The organism is Flavobacterium johnsoniae (assembly GCF_030388325.1).
GTDB lineage: Bacteria > Bacteroidota > Bacteroidia > Flavobacteriales > Flavobacteriaceae > Flavobacterium > Flavobacterium johnsoniae_C.
Genome location: NZ_CP103794.1, coordinates 3,488,621 through 3,510,710, shown reverse-complemented (window position 1 = coordinate 3,510,710; position 22,090 = coordinate 3,488,621). Strand labels below are relative to the sequence as shown.

The window sequence follows — 22,090 nt, the reverse complement described above, 5'->3', positions numbered from 1 at the left end:
TTTTAAAGCTAAAAATATGAAAATGGAACACGCAACACAGCAGTATTCAAAAGAGGTAGACTCCAAAATGTACAAAAAATTAGCCATTATGATCGTATTGTCATTTATTTCTATGTACATATTGATGTATTCGATGGTCGATATTTTTGCTAATGTCATTCCCAATGTAAACCAATTTTACATGGCAGGACTAATGACTATGCCAATGCTCGTAATTGAAATTATTGTTATGGGTCGTATGTATATTAATAAAAAATGGAACATAATGTTACTTATAACAGGCAGCCTTATCGCGATCATTTTTTTTTCCTGTATAAGAGAGCAAGCAGCTGTTGGAGATAAACAATTTTTAAAATCAATGATACCGCACCATGCAGCAGCAATACTAATGGCTCAGAAGGCTTCTCTTCACGATCCTGAAATAAGCCAGCTTGCCAAGGACATTATAAAAGCACAACAAACTGAAATTGCACAGATGAAGGCCAAGTTAAATGAGATGGAAAAAAAATAATAGAACACTATTCTTTAAAAAAGCAATATGAAAAACATACTTATAATACTCGTATTTATCATGCTTCCTGTCCTGATTCAAGCCCAGGATATGAAAATGGCAATAGATAAAAAGTCTGTCAAAGAAGAGTCGAATCCTGCTACCTATACTTGTCCAATGCATCCCGATATCCATGAATCCAAACCAGGAAAATGCCCAAAATGCGGCATGGCATTAGTGAAAGAAAAGTCTAAAATCACTAAGCCGAAGGCAGCTGCAAAACCTAAAACTGTAACTGCTGTTAAAGAGGAAATGCCTAAAAAGGCTAAATCTTCCTCTGCGGATAAGATCAATATGCATCAGGCGCATAATAAGACAAACATGGAAAAGAAAACAGCGAGCCCCCCAGTAAAAAAAATGATGGTAAATGATGAGCCACCTAAAGTTGTAAGGTACGATTTATATGTTCGCGATACGGTGGTAAATTTCTCAGGGAAATCAAAAAGAGCGATAGCGGTAAATGGCCAGATACCAATGCCTACATTAACCTTTACAGAAGGTGATACCGCAGAAATTTATGTTCATAATGAACTTGACGAAGAAACGTCATTACACTGGCATGGTTTGTTTCTACCCAATAAAGAAGACGGTGTGCCTAACCTTACCCAAATGCCGATAAAAGCACACAGTACCTACAAATATTCTTTTCCCATCAGGCAGCATGGGACCCATTGGTACCATAGCCATTCTGGTTTGCAGGAACAAATAGGAATGTACGGTTCTTTTGTGATGAACAAACGAAGCTCCGATCCAAACTTCAGGGCAGGGATAGATGACCTACCGACAATTCCGATTGTGCTGAGCGAATGGACCGATATCGACCCGGAGAACGTTCATAGAATGCTGCATAATGCCTCCGATTGGTTTGCAATAAAAAAAGGCACGACCCAAAGTTATGGCGAAGCTATAAAACAAGGCTATTTAAAAACCAAGGTCCTCAATGAGTGGAAGCGTATGAACGCTATGGATGTAAGCGATGTCTATTATGAGAAATTTTTAATTAATGGGAAAAACGAAAGCCAGCTTTCGCAGTTCAAAGCCGGTGATAAGGTAAGATTACGCGTCTCTAATGGCGGTGCATCCAGTAATTTTTGGCTTACCTATGCCGGAGGCAAAATTACAGTAGTGGCCAGTGATGGTAATGATGTTGAGCCTGTTGAAGTAGACCGTCTACTTATTGCAGTTTCTGAAACTTATGACCTTGTTTTAAGCATTCCGGCAGAAAATACATCTTATGAGTTTTTGGCAACACCAGAAGACCGGACAAAATCGGCGTCCCTCTACATTGGAAATGGCATCAAACAGCTCACCTCCCCTTTACCCAAACTGAAATACTTTGAAGGGATGCAAATGATGAACGATATGATGAAAATGAACGGAGACCTAAATGATATGGGGATGAAGATGTCGCTGAATCAGATGGATATGAACTCGGTAATGTATCCTGAAATTACAGGCCCACAAACAAAAGGAAGTAAAGACATGCCAATGGAGATGGACAAAGAAGAAACCAAATTGGATACCCCTGATAAAATGCACGACATGCACAATATGGAAAATAAGTACAATGCCAATGCTCTTGCCGATATTGTGACATTAAATTATGCGATGCTAAAATCTCCAACAAGCACGGCATTGTCAAAAGATGCTCCAGTGAGGGAGCTCAAATTCGAGCTTACCGGAAATATGAATCGCTATGTGTGGAGCCTGGATAACAAGGTCGTTTCCGAAGCTGATAAAATCCTGATCAAGAAAGGAGAAATTTTACGTATCGTCCTGCATAATAATTCAATGATGCGCCATCCAATGCATTTGCATGGCCATGATTTCAGGGTCATCAATGGGCAAGGTGATTTTGCGCCTTTGAAAAATATCATCGACATCATGCCAATGGAAACAGATACTATTGAATTCGCCGCAAGCGAAGATGGCGGCGACTGGTTTTTCCACTGTCATATTCTCTACCATATGATGGCTGGTATGGGCAGAATTTTTTCTTATGAAAATTCACCTCCAAATCCAGAAATACCAAACCCTAAACTGGCTCAACGAAAATTGTTTGCTGACGACAGAAAATTCCACTTTATGGCAGAAAATGATTTTGCCACCAATGGAAATGACGGTGAAGCAATGTATCAAAGTACACGCTGGAGCATTGGAACCGAATGGAGGTTAGGATACAATGACATGCATGGTTATGAAACAGAAACACATATTGGTCGATATATTGGAAAAATGCAATGGTTAATGCCTTTTATAGGATTTGACTGGAGATATAGAAGAATGGGAGAAGATATACAAGAAAATAATCTTTTTGGACAAACCAATACTAAGGATAAACGTGCAGTGGTAAGTCTAGGGGTTAACTACATCCTACCTATGTTAATAGTAGCACAAGCTGAAGTTTTTACCGATGGTAAAGTCAGATTACAATTTGAACGTAAAGACATTCCCGTTTCTAAACGGCTTAGAATGAATTTGATGTGGAATACAGACAAGGAATATATGGCAGGACTACGCTATATAATTACCAGATGGGGTTCTTTGTCTTCACACTATGACAGTGATATGGGCTTTGGTGCAGGATTTATTTTAAATTACTAGCTTATAAGTACAATAGTAAATTATTGTAAGACCAAATTCTAGAATTAAGATTAATCGGTTAATATTGAAGGATATCAATTTTTTTAAATTGTCTTTCATTTGAACGGTGTGGAAGTCCATTCAAATTAATGATCGAAATTGAACCAGTATGAAAATCTAATAATACCAATTTTAAATTTAAAATTGGTATTATTAATAACAAATAACTGCAAATGCTGAACATCTTTCTAATTATGGGTTGTTCAGTTTGTATTGTATTTATATAATATCAGCTAACGATAAACCATGTAATTATTGCTTTATACATTGGTTTGATAAAACTAGCATTCGGGTAACAAACAATATTATAAAACCATATGCATCGAATCTTTTTCTTAGCCGATGCCTTCATCTTCATAAAAATAAATCTTTATATTTTTTTTTATTTAAATTATTATCGTAATATTGCAATATAAATATAAAACGATGGGAGCAACAAAAACAGATCACTTTACAGAAAGCCAGAACGAGCTGGCTGTTTTAGCCAAAGCATTAGGCCATCCTGCGCGTATTGCTATTATGGAATATTTATTAAAAGTGGATGCCTGCATCTGCGGAGATATTGTAAACGAACTCCCCCTTTCACAGCCGACCGTTTCACAGCATCTGAAAGAATTGAAAAATGCAGGTTTGATTAAAGGAAGCATCGAAGGAAACTCGATCTGCTACTGCATCAATGAACCTGGACTGGAAAAGATAAAAGGCTTCTTTCAGCACATATCAGATCATTTGGCAAAAAAGAGAAGCGAATGCTGCTAATCTATAAAAATATGGAAATCAGAAAACTTTCGGATAAACACTGGGATCAGGTAAAAATAATTTACCAAAAAGGGATAGATACCGGCAATGCCACTTTCCAGACCAGCGCCCCTTCATGGGAAGACTGGGACCAGTCACATCTTAAGTCATGCCGGGTTGTGATGCAGGAAGATGGCAAGGTAATTGGCTGGGCTGCCCTTACACCTGTTTCTTCACGCTGCGTTTATGCGGGGGTTGCAGAGGTGAGCGTATATGTGGATCCAGCACATTCAGGAAAAGGAGTCGGGCTTACCCTTTTAAATGAACTTGTCCGACAGAGCGAAACAGAAGGAATCTGGACGCTTCAGGCAGGAATCTTTCCTGAGAATACAGCAAGTCTCCGCATCCATGAAAAAGCAGGCTTCCGAATACTTGGAACAAGAGAAAAAATCGGAAAACAGAATGGTATCTGGAGAAATACTGCGCTTCTTGAAAGAAGAAGCTCCGTTATTAATTAATAAAAAATATAGTTTAACTAAATATAAAAAATTATGAAACTTTCAGAAATTAAAGAAGTGCTTAAAACAGTGGAAGCTGTAAATTTTGAATTGCCGGACGGCACATTTGTACCAGAATATTTTCACGTAACTGAAGTAGGCTTGGTTACCAAAAACTTCATCGACTGCGGAGGAACAGTAAGAAAAGAAACAGTTGTAAACTTCCAGCTTTGGGATGCCAACGACTACGAGCACAGGCTTAAACCTCAGAAACTGATCCACATCATTGAGCTTTCAGAAAAAGTCTTGGGAATTGAAGACAATGAAATTGAAGTGGAGTACCAGAACACTACAATCGGGAAATACGATTTGGATTTTAACGGCAAAAACTTCACTCTGCTTAATAAACAGACAGCCTGCTTAGCTCAGGAGCAGTGCGGTATTCCATCTGATAAGCCTAAAGTAAAATTATCTCAGCTAAATACTGATAATGTTTCTTCATGCACTCCGGGCGGAGGATGCTGCTAATCATTAAACAGATAATCAATAAACCTTTACAGCCAAAAAACTATGTTATATCCACAAATTGAGAATACCGTTAAATCATTTGATTTTAAGCAGATCTCTGAAGATCGCAAAGCAGTCCTGCAGCCATTAATCGACTTCATTCAGACCAAAGTGGACAGTAAGCTGGAAACCAGACTAAACCTGATCTGCACGCATAATTCCAGAAGAAGCCACTTATCGCAGGTTTGGGCGCAGACTGCCGCCGCCTATTACGGCATCAAAAACGTTTCATGCTATTCAGGAGGAACCGAGGCTACTGCCCTTTTCCCGATGGCAGCGGAGACTTTGAAGGATTCAGGATTCAACATCAAAACCCTTTCAGAGGGTTCAAACCCCGTTTATTCAATAAAATATTCAGCTGACGAACTTCCTGTTATCGGTTTTTCCAAAACCTATGATGATGATTTCAATCCTGAAAGCGGATTTGCCGCAATAATGACCTGTTCGCAGGCTGACGGTGGATGCCCGTTTATAGCAGGCGCTGAGAAAAGAATCCCGATCACTTTTGAAGATCCAAAAATTTCCGACGGAACGCCTCAGCAGAAAGAAACTTATCTGGAGCGCAGTCTGCAGATTGGAACTGAAATGTTTTACATATTCTCACAAATAAAAAAATAAAATGTCAGCAAATAACTGTGCACCAGCTGTCGGACGCAAAAAGTTAAGCTTCCTTGACCGCTTCTTGACCCTTTGGATTTTCCTTGCTATGGCTATAGGCGTGGCTATAGGATACTTTATTCCTTCCAGCGGAGATTTCATCAATTCTTTCTCCAGCGGAACAACAAACATTCCATTGGCAATAGGACTTATCCTGATGATGTACCCGCCACTGGCAAAAGTAAAATACGAACAGATGGGACAGGTTTTCAAGAACACTAAAGTCTTGGGCGCCTCTTTATTCCTGAACTGGATTGTAGGCCCTGTCTTGATGTTTTTGTTGGCGCTCCTGTTTTTAAGCGGATATCCTGAATACATGATCGGGGTGATCCTGATTGGCCTGGCACGTTGTATCGCAATGGTTGTGGTATGGAACGATCTGGCAGACGGACACCGCGAATATGCTGCAGGACTAATTGCCCTAAACAGTATTTTTCAGGTACTGCTTTATAGTGTATACGCTTACATTTTTATAACCATTCTACCTCCCTATTTTGGATATGATGGTTTTGAAGTCAATATCATCATTGCACAGATTGCCGAGAGTGTGGGTATCTATCTAGGTATTCCATTTGCTCTGGGAATCATAAGCCGCTATGCTTTGATAGCTTTAAAAGGCTCTGAATGGTTTGAGGATAAGTACGTGCCGTTTATCTCACCGATTACTCTTATTTCACTGCTCTTTACGATCATTGTAATGTTCAGCCTGAAAGGGGAACTTATTGTTCAAATCCCGATGGATGTCGTGCGTATTGCAATACCGCTTGTCATATACTTTACTTTAATGTTTGTCATCAGCTTTTTTACAGGAAAATATTTTGGGGCTGACTATTCAAAGGCTACATCTATTGCGTTTACAGCCACCGGCAATAATTTTGAATTGGCTATTGCCGTGGCAATTGGAGTATTCGGAATAAACAGCGGACAGGCATTTGCAGGTGTTATTGGTCCTTTGGTAGAAGTACCTGCTCTTATAGCACTGGTAAACCTTGCATTTTGGTTTAGAAAAAAGTATTTTACAAAACAACTGCCTGCAGAAACTGCTTAAAAGAAATATGAGAATTGCAATAATATCGGATATACATGCGAACTTCCCCGCATTGGAGCAGACCCTAAAAAGTATTGAAGAGCAGAATATTGATGCCGTTTACTGCTTAGGAGATTTAGTAGGCTACAATTTATGCCCCAATGCCGTGATCAATGAGATTCGTAAAAAGCATATCCCTACCCTTGCAGGAAATCACGATGTCAAAGCTGTCGAGATACATAATGACGGTTCAAATGACATTCAAAGCTACGCATATCAGATTGTGGGCAAAGAGCAGATCAAATATCTTTCTGCTCTTCCTGCCCATATTAAACTTGAATACCAGACGGCCAGCAGACTTATAAAAATTTTGATGGTCCATGGGAGTCCTTACAGCAACAGGGAATATTTGCTTGAGGATAAAAATGAGAAAGATTTTACCGACATCTTTCTTGATTCCAATACGGACATTCTTATCTGCGGACATTCTCATCTGCCGTATCATCGCATATTGGAAAATCCAAATAAAAAAGGCACTTATTTTCACGCCATTAATGCAGGGTCGGTTGGAAAACCTAAAGATAGAAATCCACACTGCTGTTATGCTGTGATAACAATTGAAAAAAGCAGCAATATTTCCAAAAAAGACGGCATTAAAGTAGAATTCATAAGAGTTCCGTATGATATTGAAAAAGCAGCCCGCGCTATTGAAGAGAGTCCTCTTCCGGACATTTACGCCTTTATGCTTAGAAAAGCATATTAATGTATTGAAATAAAACCTGCTATGGAAAGTTTTAAATTATTTTTAAAGAGCATTGTCCCTCTAAGCGATCAGGAATTTGAAAAGTACAGTCAGTATTTCAAAACAAGGACATTAGCCCGAAACAGTTATTTTGCAGAGATCGGCAAAACCTCTCATGAAGCGGCTTTTATTAAAAAAGGTTTGCTAAGGACATATTACATAAATGAAAAATCCGAAGAAGTGACTTCCTGCTTCTGTGCAGAAAATAATCTGACAGCTTCATATAAAAGCTTTATTTCGCAGCAGCATTCGGAACTTTCCATTCAGGCAGTGGAAGATACGGAACTTATAACAATCAGTTACAATGACCTGCAGAATCTCTATCAAAAGAGCCCTCTCTGGCAGAATATCGGAAGGACAATTGCCGAACGGCAGTATATGGTAATGGAACAGTATGCCAGTGTTTTGTGCAATGAAACTGCAAAGGAAAAATACATGCGCATGCTTAAGGAACAGCCTGCTGTTGTAAACAAGGCTTCAGTAAATGATATTGCAAGCTATCTTGGAATAACACGCAGGACGCTGAGCAGGATCAGAAAAGAAATTAGTCTGTAAATTCGAGGACATTTGTCCTTTTTGCTAATTATACTTTCCAATAGTTTTGCTTTTATAATCAATCAAAAATAAAATGGAAACAGCAATTATCATTTCATCCTTCTTTCTTGTCCTATTTGCGGTCTTGGCCTTATATGACGGCTTTTATCTGCATATTTTCAAATACCAGCTTCACGATCGAGAAGAAAGTAAAACCGAGCACATTACCCATACTTTGAGAGCTGTCTTCTTTCCGGCAATCCTTTATTTTCTGTTCTTGAAACAGGATAATCATACTAGTTTTGTAATAGGCTTGACCATTGTCATTCTGGATATACTGGTTCTCGGTTACGATGCTTTTATAGAAAAAGACAGCAGGCAGTTTATGGGAGGGCTTCCCCGCTGGGAATACATTGTCCATTTATTTGTAAATGGTTTTCATTTTGCGTCAATTGCAGTTTATCTCTCCATCAGGTTTACTTTTCAAAATGGGGAAATTATGATTTACAATATAAATCAATCTCCAGGATTCTTTAATCTGTTAATTGTAAATCTTTTGCCGGGAGCTATCCTAATGGCAATTCTTCATCTTTTCTTATGCATTCCAAAAACGGCCAACTTATGGAATAATTTCAGAAGTAAAATCAATTGTTGTTAATCCATCTTATTGCATAAGCAGAAGATAAATTTTATGAATTTGGAAATAAATACTATTCACAATCAGTTTTATATCATCTTGGGCAGATATATAAAGGCTCGTATAAATGATACCGACGATGCATCCGATGTTTTGCAGGAAGTTTTTATAAAGATAAACGAGAATTTAGGATCACTTACCGACGAAGGCAAACTAAAAAGCTGGATTTTCACAATCACAAGAAATTCCATTATTGATTATTACCGAAAAGATTCCAATCATAAGAAATCAGAGCTGACCGAATGTATGATGCAAAAGATTATGCATGAAACAGATTTTGATACTTCGGAAAGTCTGGACTGCTGTTTAATAAAATTCATTGAGCGGCTGCCGGAAGACTATCGGGACATTATCATGGATAGCGAAATACATGGAATTAAACAGAAAGACTTAACAGAAAAATACAGCCTTGCCTACCCTTCCATCCGTTCTAGAGTGCAAAGAGGCAGATCCAAATTAAAGGAAATGCTTCTGGATTGCTGCAGTATTGAATTAGACCGCCGTGGAAATATTATGAACGTTACCTCTAAAAAATCATGCAGCGGAGGAAAATGCTGATAACACCGAATCATTTTTGAAAACTTCATATATAGAAAATTCAGGCTGTTAAAAAAAAAAAATCAGCAAAGCCTGCATCATTTTTAGATTAGTGCGTCTTAAGTAGTATTAATCATTAAAATTAAAATTATGAAAAACAAAATGTACATTACTCTTGCAGCATTGGTATTGTCTGCTGGAAGTATCTTCGCTTATGCGAACTTATCAAAAACTGATGCAAAGAAAAACTGCACTGAAAAATGTTCTACGCATTGCTGTAGTGACGATTCGGGAACTTGTGCTCCGAAAGATTGCAAAAAGTAATATTTCGCTTTACTGTTTAAAAGACAACTCAAAAAGTTGTCTTTTTTTATGGGCAGGAATCATTCAAAATTTTAATTCAATTATTTTGTATTTTAGCATTTGCTTAAATAAGCAAAAAGTATAAATTTGCATTATGGAAGATATAATTTGTATACGACAGCAAGCAGATATTAAACAAATAATCCGCTGTAAAGACAGAGTATCAGAACTCAATACCTCATTTGACTATTTATCAAGTGGGCTTGAATTGGCTGGCAATAATGTGAGATTAAGAATTCTCTTTTTACTTTATGAAGAAAAACAGCTCTGTGTCTGTGACATAAGTGATATTCTTGAAATGAGTATTTCTGCAATTTCACAGCACTTACGGAAACTAAAAGACAGAAAACTTATTGAAACTAAACGGGAAGCGCAGACCATTTTCTATTCATTGACAAAGGAATATGAAAAAATGCTGAAACCTTTCTTCGAAATTTTAGCACAAAATGAAATTTTAGAAAAAATATGAAAACAGAGAATAAAATGATCGGAGCCGGATTTTTCACAGCATTAGCTGCTTCATTGTGCTGCATTACTCCCATATTAGCATTAGTTGCCGGAACAAGCGGGATTGCTTCTGCTTTTTCATGGCTTGAACCAATGAGGCCTTATTTCATCGGCCTGACTGTTATAATTATTGGTTTATCTTGGTATCAAAAGCTGAAAACTAAAAAACTGATAGACTGTAACTGCGATAGAGAAGAAAATCCGAAATTCGTTAATTCAAAAATGTTTTTAGGAATAATTACAGTAATTGCAGCCCTCATGCTTTCGTTTCCTTACTACTCAAGCATTTTTTATCCAAATACAGAAAAGAAAGTCTTGGTCGTGAAAAAGACCAGCACTCAAAAAGCTGAGTTTAGAATAAGCGGAATGACTTGTGCCAGCTGTGAAAAACACGTGAATCACGAAGTGAATAAATTGATTGGAATAATAAATTCAAATGTAAATTATACTAATGGTAACGCAATTGTAGAATTTGATAATTCCAAAACTACTATTAATGAAATTGAAAAAGCAATAAATTCAACAGGCTATACAGTAACTAACAAAAAATTAAAATGAAAATCGTTCTACAATCAATAATAACCTGCCCCCTTTGCTCCCACAGTAAAGAAGAAACTATGCCAACTGATGCATGCCAATTTTTTTACGAATGTGAGAACTGCAAACAAACTCTTAAACCAAATCAAGGTGATTGCTGTGTATATTGCAGTTATGGAACTGTGCCATGTCCACCAATTCAGCAAGATAAAAAATGTTGCTAAATTGAATAATTTCTAATGGACAATAGATTATCATATACAAATTTTGATTATAAAATTTTAAGAATAATAATTTAAATTTACTGATGACATTTTTTTTCGCTCTCTTCAACTTAAATCTATAAGTTATTATGACAGAAATCACATCTATTACTGAATTAACGATTTTTAACATTTAACCCTTACGATACATACAAACCGCTTATCAACAAACTTTTAAAATAATTATCTTACAAATTCACTTGAAAATAAGCTAATTTCTTTAAATCGTTCATAAAATGATTTGTAAATTGTGAACTAAACGTCACTTCTTAAAAAAACGTTAATTCCGAGGAATTAGCGTTTTTTTTATGCTTTTAAATTGTATTTAACCAGACTTTTACCTATAAATATATATGGTTTGAATATTTTAAAAGGTGACTTGACAGAATACAAACCACTTTAATCCTTGTTATATAAGACTAGCACAATAATTTTATATTTATATTAACAAAAAAACAGAAAACTTAGCCGAAAGAAAAACAATTACATGAAATTACTAAGTAAAATATTTATAATTTTGACGCGTGAAAATATGGGTAACAATATTATCGTTCATTGTACTGTTTCTTTCGACAGTACCTTGCTCTGCGTTTGCTAAACACTCTGAGTGTAGAGTGGAAAAAAACTGCAAGGGTGAGTCTCATGACTGCGGTGATGAATGCAATGGAAAATGTTCGCCATTTTATTCCTGTGGAACCTGTATTGGTTTTACAATAAACTTTAATTCTTCAATTATTACCGAAAAATTAGAATTCACAATTGAAGAAGCTTCACAGACACTATCATACTATAAATTTGTCGATTCTTCTTTCATCTGCAAAATCTGGCAGCCTCCTAAAATTTCTTAATAAAATACCGCTTTTACCTGCTTAACTTCAATTAAGCGGGCTTATCACCTTTATTAACATTAAGAAATCACAAATGTTTAAATATATTTTATTGATTGTGGCAATAGCATCTATTGGCACTGTACAGGCACAGAATAAAATCACATTCCATATAAAAAATACATCAACCAATGAACCTGTAAAAGGTGCTTCAGCTAAAATTGAAGAAACCAATGAAGTTTTGTCATCAGATAATAATGGTAACATCATTATCGAAAACCTTAAAAATGGAGACTACACATTATCGATCTCAATAGAGGGTTATGCTCCCAATAAAACACTTTTTAAAGTGCCTGCAGCTGTCAATTTTATAGAAATTGCATTGCAAAGTGAAATGGAAGAAGAAGCCGAAGAAATGAAAGAAATAGTGGTAACTTCTACAAGAGGTACAAGAACAATCAGCAATATTCCAACCAGAGTTGAGTTTATAGCAGGAGAAGAACTTGAAGAAAAAGCAAATATGAAACCGGGGGATATCCGTATGATGCTTAATGAAAGTACCGGAATCCAGACCCAGCAGACTTCAGCTACTTCTGGAAATTCTTCAATCAGAATTCAGGGACTAGACGGACGATATACACAAATCTTAAAAGATGGTTTTCCTGTATACTCAGGTGCATCAAGCGGACTGGGATTGCTGCAGACTCCTCCGTTAGATTTAAAACAGGTTGAGATAATTAAAGGTTCTGCCTCTACCCTTTACGGAGGTGGTGCAATTGCAGGTTTGGTTAATCTTGTATCTAAAACCCCTACCGAAGAAAGAGAATTGCGATTTCTAATTAATGGGACTTCCGCTCTTGGTTTGAATATTAATGGTTTTTATTCCCAGCAGTTTGATAAAATTGGATTGACTGTTTTTGCATCTCATGACCGAAACGCTCCTTATGACCCTGCTGATATACAGCTTACTGCGATTCCAAAATTCGAACGCTTTAATTTTAATCCAAAACTTTTTGTCAATTTTAATGAAAACACTAAACTAAATTTTGGCATTAATACAGTTTTTGAAAATCGTATCGGCGGGAATATTGACTATATAAAAGACGAAAATAAATACCCTGACAGTTATTTCGAAAAAAATAAAACGCAGAGAATAAGCACTCAGTTCACCCTTACTCATAAATTTAATGATCAGGAATCTATTACCATTAAAAACAGTTTTAATAATTTCAGCCGCATTATAACTATTCCTGACTATATTTTTGATGGCCTGCAGAACAGTACTTTCTCAGAAATCAGCTATTCTAAAAATGGAGAAATTGCAGAATGGGTTGCTGGTGGAAATTTATATACTGACAAGTTTACTGAAAACAGCCAGACAGCTTTTCCATTAAGAAACTATAATCAGATCACTTATGGTGCTTTTGTTCAGAATACCGTCAAAGCTAAAGAATGGCTGGATATCGAGACTGGTCTTCGAGGTGATTATGTTGTTGATTACGGATTCTCATTATTACCTAGAATCTCAGCTTTATTTAAAATTAATTCCAAACTTACTTCACGACTTGGTGGCGGTTTAGGCTACAAAACACCAACTATTTTTACCGAAGAAAGCGAGCGTATTCAATATCAAAATGTACTCCCTATTAATAGTGATTTCAATAAACTTGAAAAAAGTTACGGACTTAACTTTGATGTGAATTATAAAACTAAAATTACCGAAGATATTTCATTATCATTGAATCAATTATTCTTTTATACAAATGTTGATAATCCACTGATTTTAACTTCGCTTCCTAATGACCTTTACCAATTTGTAAATATTAATGGATATTTAGATACAAAAGGAACAGAAACAAATGTGAAATTAGGCTATAAAGATTTTAAACTATTTGTTGGGTACACTTTTACTGATGCTTCGATAGACAACAATGGCATAAAATCTCAAAATCCTTTAACTGCTAAACACAGATTAAATAATGTTTTGATGTATGAAGTCGAAGATAAATGGAAAGCTGGTTTAGAAGCTTATTATTACAGTCCTCAAAAGTTAAGTGATGGTACAACTGGAAGGGAATATTGGATTTTCGGCTTCATGGTAGAAAAGCTTTGGGAAAATTTTTCAATTTTTGCCAATTTTGAAAATTTTACTGATACCAGACAGACAAAATTTGGAAGTATCTACACAGGACCAATTTCAAATCCTGTTTTCAAAGATATTTATGCACCGTTAGACGGATTTGTTGTAAATGCAGGTATTAAGATTAAAATATAGTCTTATGAAAAAAAGTATATATAATATAAGAAAAATGGATTGTCCCAGTGAGGAACAATTAATACGAATGAAGCTCGCTGGTTTAGAACAAATCAAACAGCTTGATTTTGACATTGCAAACAGAAGATTAAAGATCTATCATACGGACGACGACACTCTTATAACAAATGCAATTGATACTCTTAATCTGGACAGCACTCTGCTGGCATCAGAACATACATCAGAACATGTAGAGACAAACAGTGACTCACAGCAAAGTAAGTTATTATGGCAGGTTCTCATTGTAAACTTTTCATTCTTTCTAATAGAGATAATTACAGGTTTTATATCCAATTCGATGGGATTGGTTGCCGACAGTTTGGATATGTTCGCCGATAGCATTGTATATGGTTTAGCTCTGTTTGCTGTCGGGAGCACAGCTTCAAGAAAAGGAAGTGTAGCAAAAATAAGTGGTTATTTTCAGATTGGTCTTGCAGTTTTGGGACTTATTGAAGTTTTAAGAAGATTTGTAGACTCAGACCATATTCCTGCATACGGAACTATGATAATAGTTTCATTATTTGCACTTGTAGGTAATTCGTTATGCCTTTACCTGCTTCAAAAATCTAAAAGTAAAGAGGCACATATGGAAGCTAGTATGATTTTTACTTCGAATGATATTGTAATTAATATGGGAGTCATAATTGCTGGTATATTAGTATACTTTACTAATTCAATGGTACCCGATCTTATTATTGGTGTTTGTGTGTTTTTCATAGTCGCTAGAGGAGCATTAAAAATATTACAGTTATGATATTTGGTAATTTAAAAGTATAGAATGTTCTTCAAAATTATTTTTTTTATCGCTGCACCAATAGAGAAACCAAAAAAAATCTGTTTCACACAAATTGTGAGACAGATTTTGATCTTCTTTAACAGCGACGGGCAGTATTTTCCAGCTTAACATTGCTGCATGCATGGAGTATTGGTAATAATCATCGTTCAGGCTTTTGCATTTGTCATAGATTCTTTGGTAGAAGTGCCGGCTCTAATCGCATTACTGATTTAACAGAACAAATTATAAATGCGGATTATCAAACGTAATTATAATATTGTAAATATGAATACTATTATTACTTTTATACACTAATTCTATAGGATATTAGAAGTATGATAGTCAAAATACTTGCGAGTAAAAAAATCTTATTACTTTTTATTAATTTATGTGTATTTCAATTATACGCACAGCAAAAAAATAGCTTATCCCAACAGTTTCTAATGAATATTGAAATCAGACCAAGAGTCGAATATACTTCAAATTATTTTCTTCCTCCCAACGATTCAATTGATCCTTATTTTATTATTACCCAGAGAAACAGAATTTCTATGCAGTATGCTAGAGAAAAATGGCTTATTAAATCCGATTTACAGGAAATTCATCTTTGGGATGAAAACAGCAAAGCTTCCAAAGTTGGAAGCATTAATTTTTATCAATTGTATTTTGAGACTAAGATTAAATCTCTAAATGTACGATTGGGAAGGCAAAGTGTTTTATTAGATAATGGCAGATTATTTTCTGATGCTCCTTGGGCACAGCAAGGGAGAGCCCATGAAGGAATACGGATAATGAAATACTCAAAATATTTCTCTAATGATTTTTTCTTTTTGTTTACCAGAAACTACAGCACTGAATTTGAGTCAGCCTACTCTCCTGTTGCATCAAATAGGTATAAATACCTGTTGGTAAATAGTCTCAATTACAATAACAATCATGGATTTTCATTTAATTCATTGAATGCTGTTGATTTTTTAGAAAACTCAAGTTCAGGGAAATTGTATACTCGTGCAACAGCAGGCGGAAGAATAGAATTTAAAACGAAACAATGGTATTATACTTTAAATTCATATTGGCAGTTTGGACGTAATTCAAAAGGTCAAAAATTATTTGCTTACTATTTTCAACCTGAAATTAAATTATCTCTATTGAAATCTACTTGGCGTTTAGGTGCAGAAATAATTAGTGGCAGCAGTCCTAATCTATCAGATAATAGTTCGGGAGATTTTGATGTCTTATATGGCGTGACATGGAAGTTCAATGGAAATATGAATGTCTTTACCCGTTTTCCCTCCGACGTTAACGGAAAAGGTTTAGTAAATCCTTATCTATTTACCGTAATTCCCTTAAATAGTAAACTATCTCTTCGTTCTGATTTTCACCTTTTTTATACTCGATACCCGCTTTTAAATAATTTGGGTCAAAAAATGACAAAGTTTCTTGGATATGAAAATGATTTTTCTTTGAAGTACTTACCTGTCAAAGAACTGGAAATTAATTATGCCTTTTCTTTTTATAAATCAACAAACGCAATGCAATATCTGCCAAAAATACAAGATGAAAATAAACTTGCTATTTGGAGCTACTTAATGATTTCATATTCTTTTAACGCGATCAATTTAAAGCATTATAAAAATTAAATAAAATAATATCCTGTATTAAATCTTACACAATTAAAAAATCTAAAGTTTGTTTTATCTGAAAGGTTGAATTATATCATCAACAAATTTTGATATTCATTTTCTTAAATAAATATTTTATTTTTAATCACTATATTTTATCTAGATATGCAAGTATCTACCCAACAAATAATTATTACAGCTAAAAGATAAAAGCATAAAGTTATTTAACGTTTTTCAATACATACCCTAACGATACATGCAAACCGCTTCAAAACAAAAAATCAAAAAATTATCTTACAAATTCACTTGAAAATAAGCCAATTTCTTTAAATCGTTCATAAAATGGTTTGTAAATTGTTCAGTAAGGGTCACAAAGCCAAATGGCGCCAATTGAAGAGAATTGGTGCCATTTCTTTTTTTAAGTAACAGCTCGTAATTTTTAATTAAGCAAAGAGATGTCAATATTTAACTCTCCAAAAACAAAACTCACCATACAGCTGCCCCTAGCCCCGATAGCAGCGAAAATCCTTCTGCGCCGGGTTTCGGCGCAGAAGATTGCAGCGGATAGCGGGAAAAAGCTCCCTAAAAACAAACCCTAAAAGCACCCCTATAAAATAACATCATATAACCCCTTCAACAAACAAACAAACAAACAAACAAACAAACAAACAAACAAACAAACAAACAAACAAACAAACAGCCAGTCCAGTGACTGCCAGACCTCCCTTGAAAAAAAAAGCGCCGCGGCACCCCAAAAAAATCCGCCTCCGCTCCCCTGCATCCCTTGACAGGACAGGGATTTTTGCCTAAATTTGCCCCATGAACCCTGAAGAGATAAAAAGATATTTTGAGCATAATCCCCCGCCCAAAGAAGTAAGACTGACCGCGTGGGCCAATATCACCGATACGCAGGTATTTCTGAGAAGCTGCTATTTGACCATCAGAAACTTCAGCGGCCCTGTTGACCGCTGTCCCGCCTTCTGGCACCTGAGGGATTTCTACCTGCTGATGAAAAAAACGCCCCGGCAGCCGGCTGCAGAAGAGAATCCAGCAGGGGAAGAAAATACCACCGGGCAGGCAGACCAATAGCCGTCATCCTCTAAAGTCCAGCCGGGCAAAATGCTGCTGTGGGGCTAACCGGGGCAGAATGCCGGCATCTGCTGATATTAATCGGGACAGCCTGTTTTTTGATTGAAACAGCAGTAATCTGCATGCTGGTCTGTACCTGAGGGCTGCATCTTTCTTAATCCGGATAACGACCATAGCCTGATAACCATAAAAGGTCTTATGCGGATAAACAATAAGACATTATGGAATTAACTTTCCTGAAATAAAACATTTTTTTCCGGACCAAATAAACCGGTCCTGGCAGGATCAGCATCACTGAGCCTTACGATATTTGCTTCAAGGGAGCCCTTCTGAAATCCAAAGGCGGGATGCCTTCGTATCTTTTAAAATATTTTACAAAATAAGAATCATCATCAAAGCCCAGAAAATATCCAATTTTACTGATATTCCAATTAGTGTCAAGGAGCATTCTTTGCGCTTCTTTTATAATCCTTTCGCAGATAATCTCCGAGGGGCTTTTATCTGCCAATTCTCTGGTAAGGCCCGATAATGTCCTTGATGATATCTGCATTAGTGCTGCATAATCAGAAACTTTAAGGTCTTTTTTATAATTTTCTTCTACCAGATCAACAAATTTTATTAATTGCTGCTGCTTTTTATCCTTAGGTGAAATCCGTCGCCCATCAAGTGCAGCCGTTTTTTTCCATCTGTAGTGAAGCTGAATAAGAAATGCTTTGAGGTAAGACCTTAAAAGTTCTTCATGGCTGTTTTGATTTTTATCTTCTAATTCATTTTTGATCAGCTGTAAATATTCATCTAAAATAAAGGCATCCTCTGCGGTAAGTGAACAAGCAGGCTGAATGTGGGTATCCGGCAGGCTGTGTTTCGAAAAAAACGCGGCATCCCTGCTGTCCCGGATCAGAAACTCTTCATTGAACTGAATCAAAACCCCGCTGTAACCGGTATTTCTGTCAAAATAATGATTATCATTTTCAGTTAGAAAAAAAAGAGTGTTCCGGTCAATATCGCAGGCTTTAAAATTGACAAAATAGCGGCCATTTCCCTTTTTAAACCAGATGATCTGATAGTGGTTCGCGGCATGGGCTATCCTTCTTTTCTTATCGTATTTTTTTAAATAAGCCTCAATCTGGTAAAGGGAAAACCTCGGCACATTATGCTGGTACCGATTCAGATGATACTCAGCGGCATCATTGGGACTGTGGTTAATTCTCTGCATTGGTGTGGATTAAAAAATTATTGCCGCCTGAGGGTAAAACCTGCATTGATCAATGAGGTTTTACACTGTGCATCTGCTGGTTCTCACTTTTTATCTGTATTACAACCTTACCTTTAGCGCGCCCGCTTTCTACATACTCCAGGGCCTGGTTGGTCTGTTCAAAAACAAATACTTTATCTACTACTGGTCTAATAATTCCATTTTCAATAAGTTTTGTAATTTCCTGCAGCTGGCTTCCTTCAGCTCTCATAAATAGAAAACTAAAGTTCACACGCTTCTTTTTAGCCTTATTTCTTACACCAAAACTAAGCAGGGACATAATTATGCTCAAATGCCACGGCAGTCCTATCTCTTTTGCAAACTCAGGTGTCGGCGGTCCTGAAATGGAGACTGCCTTTCCGTGAGGTTTTAAAACGTTTAATGATTTTTCAAGTGTTTTCTGATCCTGGCTGTTCAGAACAACATCATAATCTTTAAGCATATGCTCAAAATCATTGGTTTTATAATCAATAAGTATATCAGCACCGAGGTTTTTCAGCAGTTCAAAACTTTTTGCACTGGCTGTAGTGGCAACCACAGCCCCCAGGTGCTTTGCCAGCTGTATCGCTATGGTTCCAACACCTCCTGAACCTGCCTGGATAAATACTTTCTGGCCCTTTTTCAAACCCGAAAGCTCTACCAATGCCTGCCATGCCGTGAGCGCAGCCAGCGGAATAGAAGCCGCCTGGTTCATAGAAATGTTTTTGGGCTTGAATGCCGCATCTTTTTCATTCACGGCAATATACTCGGCAAAAGTCCCTGCATGGTAATCCGCTGGGCGGGAATATACGTGGTCCCCGACTTTAAATTTTGTGGCATTTTTACCTGTTTTGACCACAATACCCGCCACATCATGCCCCAGAATCATAGGCATTTTATAGGGAAGCATCAATTTAAACTCTCCTGTTTTTATTTTGGAATCCAAAAGATTAACCCCTGCGGCATAGACTTCAATTAAAACATCATTATTGCCCACAACTGGATCTGGAACATCTGCAAGCTGCAGACCTGCTTTAGTATATTTATTTATGATAAATGCTTTCATATTAGTTTTTTAAAAGCTGATGGCTTTTCTTAGGGTTAATTAGTCTAAAGGCTGTTTTTGGAAAAAACCTGTTAACCAGGCTGAAGAGTTTCGCATCGCCCACGCGTATGGTATAATTTTCCTTCTCAAGCCCGTCTATAAGTCCTTTTACCATTTCCTGAACCGATATTTTTTTATCTTTCCGGTCTGCGGTCATTTCTGTGGCAACAAGCGGCGGGATCAGTTCAAATATTTTTACGTGACTTCCTATTATCTTCAAATGCTCACGAAGCGACACGGTGTAGAAAGCCAGCGCGGTTTTAGAAGAAGAATAGGTGGCTTCAATCAATGACGGGGCCTGGCTGAGTATTGATGTTGTATTTATTATCGCGGCTTCTTTTCTGGACTGCAGCATGTCCATAAACAGGTTATTAAGCCTTATAACGCCTATGTAATTGACCTGCATTTCGTAAGCGGCACCTTCAATATGTCTGTCACTTGGGATACCTAAATTTGACGGCGGTGCAAGTACGGCGGCATTATTGTATAAAATGTCAATACCTCCGAGTTCTCTTACTTTGTTAAAAAGAAATTTTGCATCTTCTTTATCTGCCGCATCGCTTTGAATTGCTGTGATGGCTGGATATGCTTTTTTAGCGGCATCCAATTTGGCCTGATTTCTTCCCGTAATGATTACTTTGGCTCCGAGTGCCAAGAACTGTTTGGCCGCTTCAAACCCAATACCGGAAGCGCCTCCGGTGATCAATATCGTTTTGCCTTTTATGTCCATAATGGTTTATTTAAAGAATTGTTTAGAATCGCCAACCGGAACATCAAACTGATTTTTTTCAAGAGCCAAAAACAATTCATCTGCAACCTGGTCCGGCGAAATGCCCTGTGCCCCTCCTATCTCAGCTGAAAATTCAGTATTGACCAGCGGGGGATAGACTTCATAGATTTGAAGATTTTTCTCTTCTTCATAAGTGGATCGGAGTGCGGCGGTATAACTGTGAAGTGCCGCTTTAGAGGCTCCATAAGTTGGAAGCAATTTATGGCTTGCAAATACGGCAATAGAAGAAATATTAACAACCGCAGATTCTTTTTTCTGCAGTAAGTGCGGCAGTAAAAGCTCCGTGAAATGAATTACGCTCAAATAATTGGTATTCATCTCTATTGCGGCTTTCTGGTGGGCATTTAAAGTTTCACTTAAAAGATAACTGAACGCTGCACCGGCATTGTTAATGATTAGATTTACTTCCGGGTAATGCTCTTTTAACTGTTCCGCAATTCGAATTCTATCGGCTTCCAGAGATAAATCCCCTTGTATAGCCGCTGCATTATCCAATTGTTTTAAAGCACTCTGCAGACGTTCTCCACTGCGCCCGTTAATTATTATTTTATTGCCTGAGCTGCTTAATTTTTTTGCAACTGCCAATCCTATACCGGCACTTCCCCCGCTAATGAATATTGTATTGCCTGCTGTTTTCATTTTTATTTCTATTTAAATTATTTTTTATTCTTTAGTTATCAAATTAATCAATTCTATTTTTAGACTTTTTAGTATATTTTAAAATAAACTTTTTGGTATATTTTTAATCAAAAAAAAATTATAAGACGTATTGTTCCAATTCAGATTTTAGGCTTTTCACAAGTCCCTGCATTGGTTTTGCCGTCCCCATAACTCTGCACATTACAATACCGCCTTCAACCGAAGCTGTCAATTTAAACGCAAAGACCGCAGGATCAAGTTTACTTGAAAATTCACCCGTATTGATTCCTTCCTGCAGCAGAGCCGTTAATTCCTGCTGGCCGCTACGGACTACTTTGGCTACTTTTTCTTTTATAAGAGGATAATTGTCATCTGCTTCCACCGCAGTATTAAATATCGGACAGCCTCCGGAAATATAAGTTTCGATTGGGTTTTTGTAGAAATCTAAAAATGCAGACACTTTACCTTTTATTGTTTTAGCCTGGTAAACTGCCGCCCTGATTCTATCTGAAACCATTTTTAAAGACAAATCAATCACCTGCTCGGATAAATCTTCTTTATTTTCAAAATGGCCGTAAAGACATCCCTTTGTAAGTTTTGTAGCTTCCAGGACATCATCTATATTCACCCCGGATATCCCCTTTTCATTATAAAGCGGCACCGCGGTTTCAAGTATAAATTGTTTAGTTCTTTCAGCCTTACTAAGCATTGTAAATTAATTAGGGCACAAATATACCAAAAAGTATATTTTAAAAATTAAAATTAACAATAATTTA

At 36.6% G+C, this 22,090-nt stretch carries 25 protein-coding genes; 20 read left to right on the top strand and 5 right to left on the bottom strand.

The window, feature by feature from the left end; translation table 11 throughout:
• Positions 1 to 22: 22 nt before the first annotated feature.
• From NYQ10_RS15325 to NYQ10_RS15235, 20 genes are all read left to right on the top strand, one after another.
• Positions 23 to 511 (top strand): DUF305 domain-containing protein, encoded by a 489-nt coding sequence (locus NYQ10_RS15325; RefSeq protein WP_235023018.1) that lies wholly within the window; start codon positions 23 to 25, stop codon positions 509 to 511.
• A 27-nt stretch (positions 512 to 538) separates the two neighbouring features.
• Positions 539 to 3,154: a multicopper oxidase domain-containing protein gene (locus NYQ10_RS15320; protein WP_008463737.1), complete on the top strand. Its 2,616-nt coding sequence runs from the start codon at positions 539 to 541 to the stop codon at positions 3,152 to 3,154.
• A gap of 465 nt (positions 3,155 to 3,619) precedes the next feature.
• Positions 3,620 to 3,952 (top strand): ArsR/SmtB family transcription factor, encoded by a 333-nt coding sequence (locus NYQ10_RS15315; RefSeq protein ID WP_008463735.1) that lies wholly within the window; start codon positions 3,620 to 3,622, stop codon positions 3,950 to 3,952.
• Positions 3,943 to 4,449 (top strand): GNAT family N-acetyltransferase, encoded by a 507-nt coding sequence (locus tag NYQ10_RS15310; protein ID WP_041515705.1) that lies wholly within the window; start codon positions 3,943 to 3,945, stop codon positions 4,447 to 4,449. The genes NYQ10_RS15315 and NYQ10_RS15310 overlap by 10 nt, the downstream gene beginning before the upstream one ends.
• Positions 4,450 to 4,482: 33 nt before the next feature.
• The gene (locus tag NYQ10_RS15305) at positions 4,483 to 4,956 is read left to right on the top strand and encodes a DUF6428 family protein (RefSeq protein ID WP_041515704.1); all 474 of its coding nucleotides are present in this window, start codon (positions 4,483 to 4,485) and stop codon (positions 4,954 to 4,956) included.
• Positions 4,957 to 4,998: 42 nt separating this feature from the next.
• Positions 4,999 to 5,613, top strand: coding sequence for a low molecular weight phosphatase family protein (locus tag NYQ10_RS15300; protein ID WP_223705942.1), 615 nt, complete (start codon positions 4,999 to 5,001; stop codon positions 5,611 to 5,613).
• A 1-nt stretch (position 5,614) separates the two neighbouring features.
• Positions 5,615 to 6,700 (top strand): ACR3 family arsenite efflux transporter, encoded by a 1,086-nt coding sequence (gene arsB / locus NYQ10_RS15295; RefSeq protein ID WP_289877171.1) that lies wholly within the window; start codon positions 5,615 to 5,617, stop codon positions 6,698 to 6,700.
• Between the two features lie 7 nt (positions 6,701 to 6,707).
• A complete protein-coding gene (locus NYQ10_RS15290; RefSeq protein WP_129053267.1) occupies positions 6,708 to 7,442 on the top strand; it encodes a metallophosphoesterase family protein in 735 nt (244 codons plus the stop codon).
• A gap of 21 nt (positions 7,443 to 7,463) precedes the next feature.
• On the top strand, positions 7,464 to 8,036 hold the full coding sequence (locus NYQ10_RS15285) for a Crp/Fnr family transcriptional regulator (RefSeq protein WP_072953528.1): 573 nt from the start codon (positions 7,464 to 7,466) through the stop codon (positions 8,034 to 8,036).
• A 73-nt stretch (positions 8,037 to 8,109) separates the two neighbouring features.
• Positions 8,110 to 8,673 (top strand): hypothetical protein, encoded by a 564-nt coding sequence (locus NYQ10_RS15280; protein ID WP_072953530.1) that lies wholly within the window; start codon positions 8,110 to 8,112, stop codon positions 8,671 to 8,673.
• Between the two features lie 33 nt (positions 8,674 to 8,706).
• A complete protein-coding gene (gene sigZ, locus NYQ10_RS15275) occupies positions 8,707 to 9,270 on the top strand; it encodes an RNA polymerase sigma factor SigZ (RefSeq protein WP_072953532.1) in 564 nt (187 codons plus the stop codon).
• 129 nt (positions 9,271 to 9,399) lie between these two features.
• Positions 9,400 to 9,573, top strand: a complete 174-nt coding sequence (locus NYQ10_RS15270) for a hypothetical protein (protein WP_157498527.1) — start codon at positions 9,400 to 9,402, stop codon at positions 9,571 to 9,573.
• Positions 9,574 to 9,706: 133 nt separating this feature from the next.
• Positions 9,707 to 10,081 carry an ArsR/SmtB family transcription factor gene (locus NYQ10_RS15265; RefSeq protein WP_008463711.1) on the top strand — a complete coding sequence of 125 codons (375 nt, stop codon included), beginning with the start codon at positions 9,707 to 9,709 and terminating at the stop codon, positions 10,079 to 10,081.
• The gene (merTP, locus tag NYQ10_RS15260) at positions 10,078 to 10,677 is read left to right on the top strand and encodes a mercuric transport protein MerTP (protein WP_072953533.1); all 600 of its coding nucleotides are present in this window, start codon (positions 10,078 to 10,080) and stop codon (positions 10,675 to 10,677) included. The genes NYQ10_RS15265 and merTP overlap by 4 nt, the downstream gene beginning before the upstream one ends.
• A complete protein-coding gene (locus tag NYQ10_RS15255; RefSeq protein ID WP_012025078.1) occupies positions 10,674 to 10,880 on the top strand; it encodes a GDCCVxC domain-containing (seleno)protein in 207 nt (68 codons plus the stop codon). The genes merTP and NYQ10_RS15255 overlap by 4 nt, the downstream gene beginning before the upstream one ends.
• A gap of 563 nt (positions 10,881 to 11,443) precedes the next feature.
• On the top strand, positions 11,444 to 11,767 hold the full coding sequence (locus NYQ10_RS22545; RefSeq protein WP_012025079.1) for a DUF6660 family protein: 324 nt from the start codon (positions 11,444 to 11,446) through the stop codon (positions 11,765 to 11,767).
• A gap of 73 nt (positions 11,768 to 11,840) precedes the next feature.
• The gene (locus NYQ10_RS15250; protein WP_008463705.1) at positions 11,841 to 14,021 is read left to right on the top strand and encodes a TonB-dependent receptor; all 2,181 of its coding nucleotides are present in this window, start codon (positions 11,841 to 11,843) and stop codon (positions 14,019 to 14,021) included.
• A gap of 4 nt (positions 14,022 to 14,025) precedes the next feature.
• Positions 14,026 to 14,814 (top strand): cation transporter, encoded by a 789-nt coding sequence (locus tag NYQ10_RS15245; protein WP_035691042.1) that lies wholly within the window; start codon positions 14,026 to 14,028, stop codon positions 14,812 to 14,814.
• A 464-nt stretch (positions 14,815 to 15,278) separates the two neighbouring features.
• Positions 15,279 to 16,475: an alginate export family protein gene (locus tag NYQ10_RS15240; protein WP_289877169.1), complete on the top strand. Its 1,197-nt coding sequence runs from the start codon at positions 15,279 to 15,281 to the stop codon at positions 16,473 to 16,475.
• Between the two features lie 801 nt (positions 16,476 to 17,276).
• A complete protein-coding gene (locus tag NYQ10_RS15235) occupies positions 17,277 to 17,546 on the top strand; it encodes a DUF6965 family protein (protein ID WP_281865530.1) in 270 nt (89 codons plus the stop codon).
• A 301-nt stretch (positions 17,547 to 17,847) separates the two neighbouring features.
• Here NYQ10_RS15235 and NYQ10_RS15230 read toward each other — a convergent pair whose 3' ends face one another.
• From NYQ10_RS15230 to NYQ10_RS15210, 5 genes are all read right to left on the bottom strand, one after another.
• Positions 17,848 to 18,762, bottom strand: coding sequence for an AraC family transcriptional regulator (locus tag NYQ10_RS15230; RefSeq protein WP_289877168.1), 915 nt, complete (start codon positions 18,760 to 18,762; stop codon positions 17,848 to 17,850).
• Between the two features lie 49 nt (positions 18,763 to 18,811).
• Positions 18,812 to 19,846, bottom strand: coding sequence for an NADP-dependent oxidoreductase (locus NYQ10_RS15225; RefSeq protein ID WP_289877167.1), 1,035 nt, complete (start codon positions 19,844 to 19,846; stop codon positions 18,812 to 18,814).
• 1 nt (position 19,847) lies between these two features.
• The gene (locus tag NYQ10_RS15220) at positions 19,848 to 20,615 is read right to left on the bottom strand and encodes an SDR family oxidoreductase (protein ID WP_281865527.1); all 768 of its coding nucleotides are present in this window, start codon (positions 20,613 to 20,615) and stop codon (positions 19,848 to 19,850) included.
• 6 nt (positions 20,616 to 20,621) lie between these two features.
• Complete coding sequence (locus tag NYQ10_RS15215) at positions 20,622 to 21,314, bottom strand: SDR family oxidoreductase (RefSeq protein WP_281865526.1); 693 nt, start codon at positions 21,312 to 21,314, stop codon at positions 20,622 to 20,624.
• A gap of 118 nt (positions 21,315 to 21,432) precedes the next feature.
• Entirely contained in the window at positions 21,433 to 22,023 is a 591-nt protein-coding gene (locus tag NYQ10_RS15210) for a TetR/AcrR family transcriptional regulator (RefSeq protein WP_281865525.1), read from the bottom strand.
• Positions 22,024 to 22,090 lie beyond the last annotated feature (67 nt).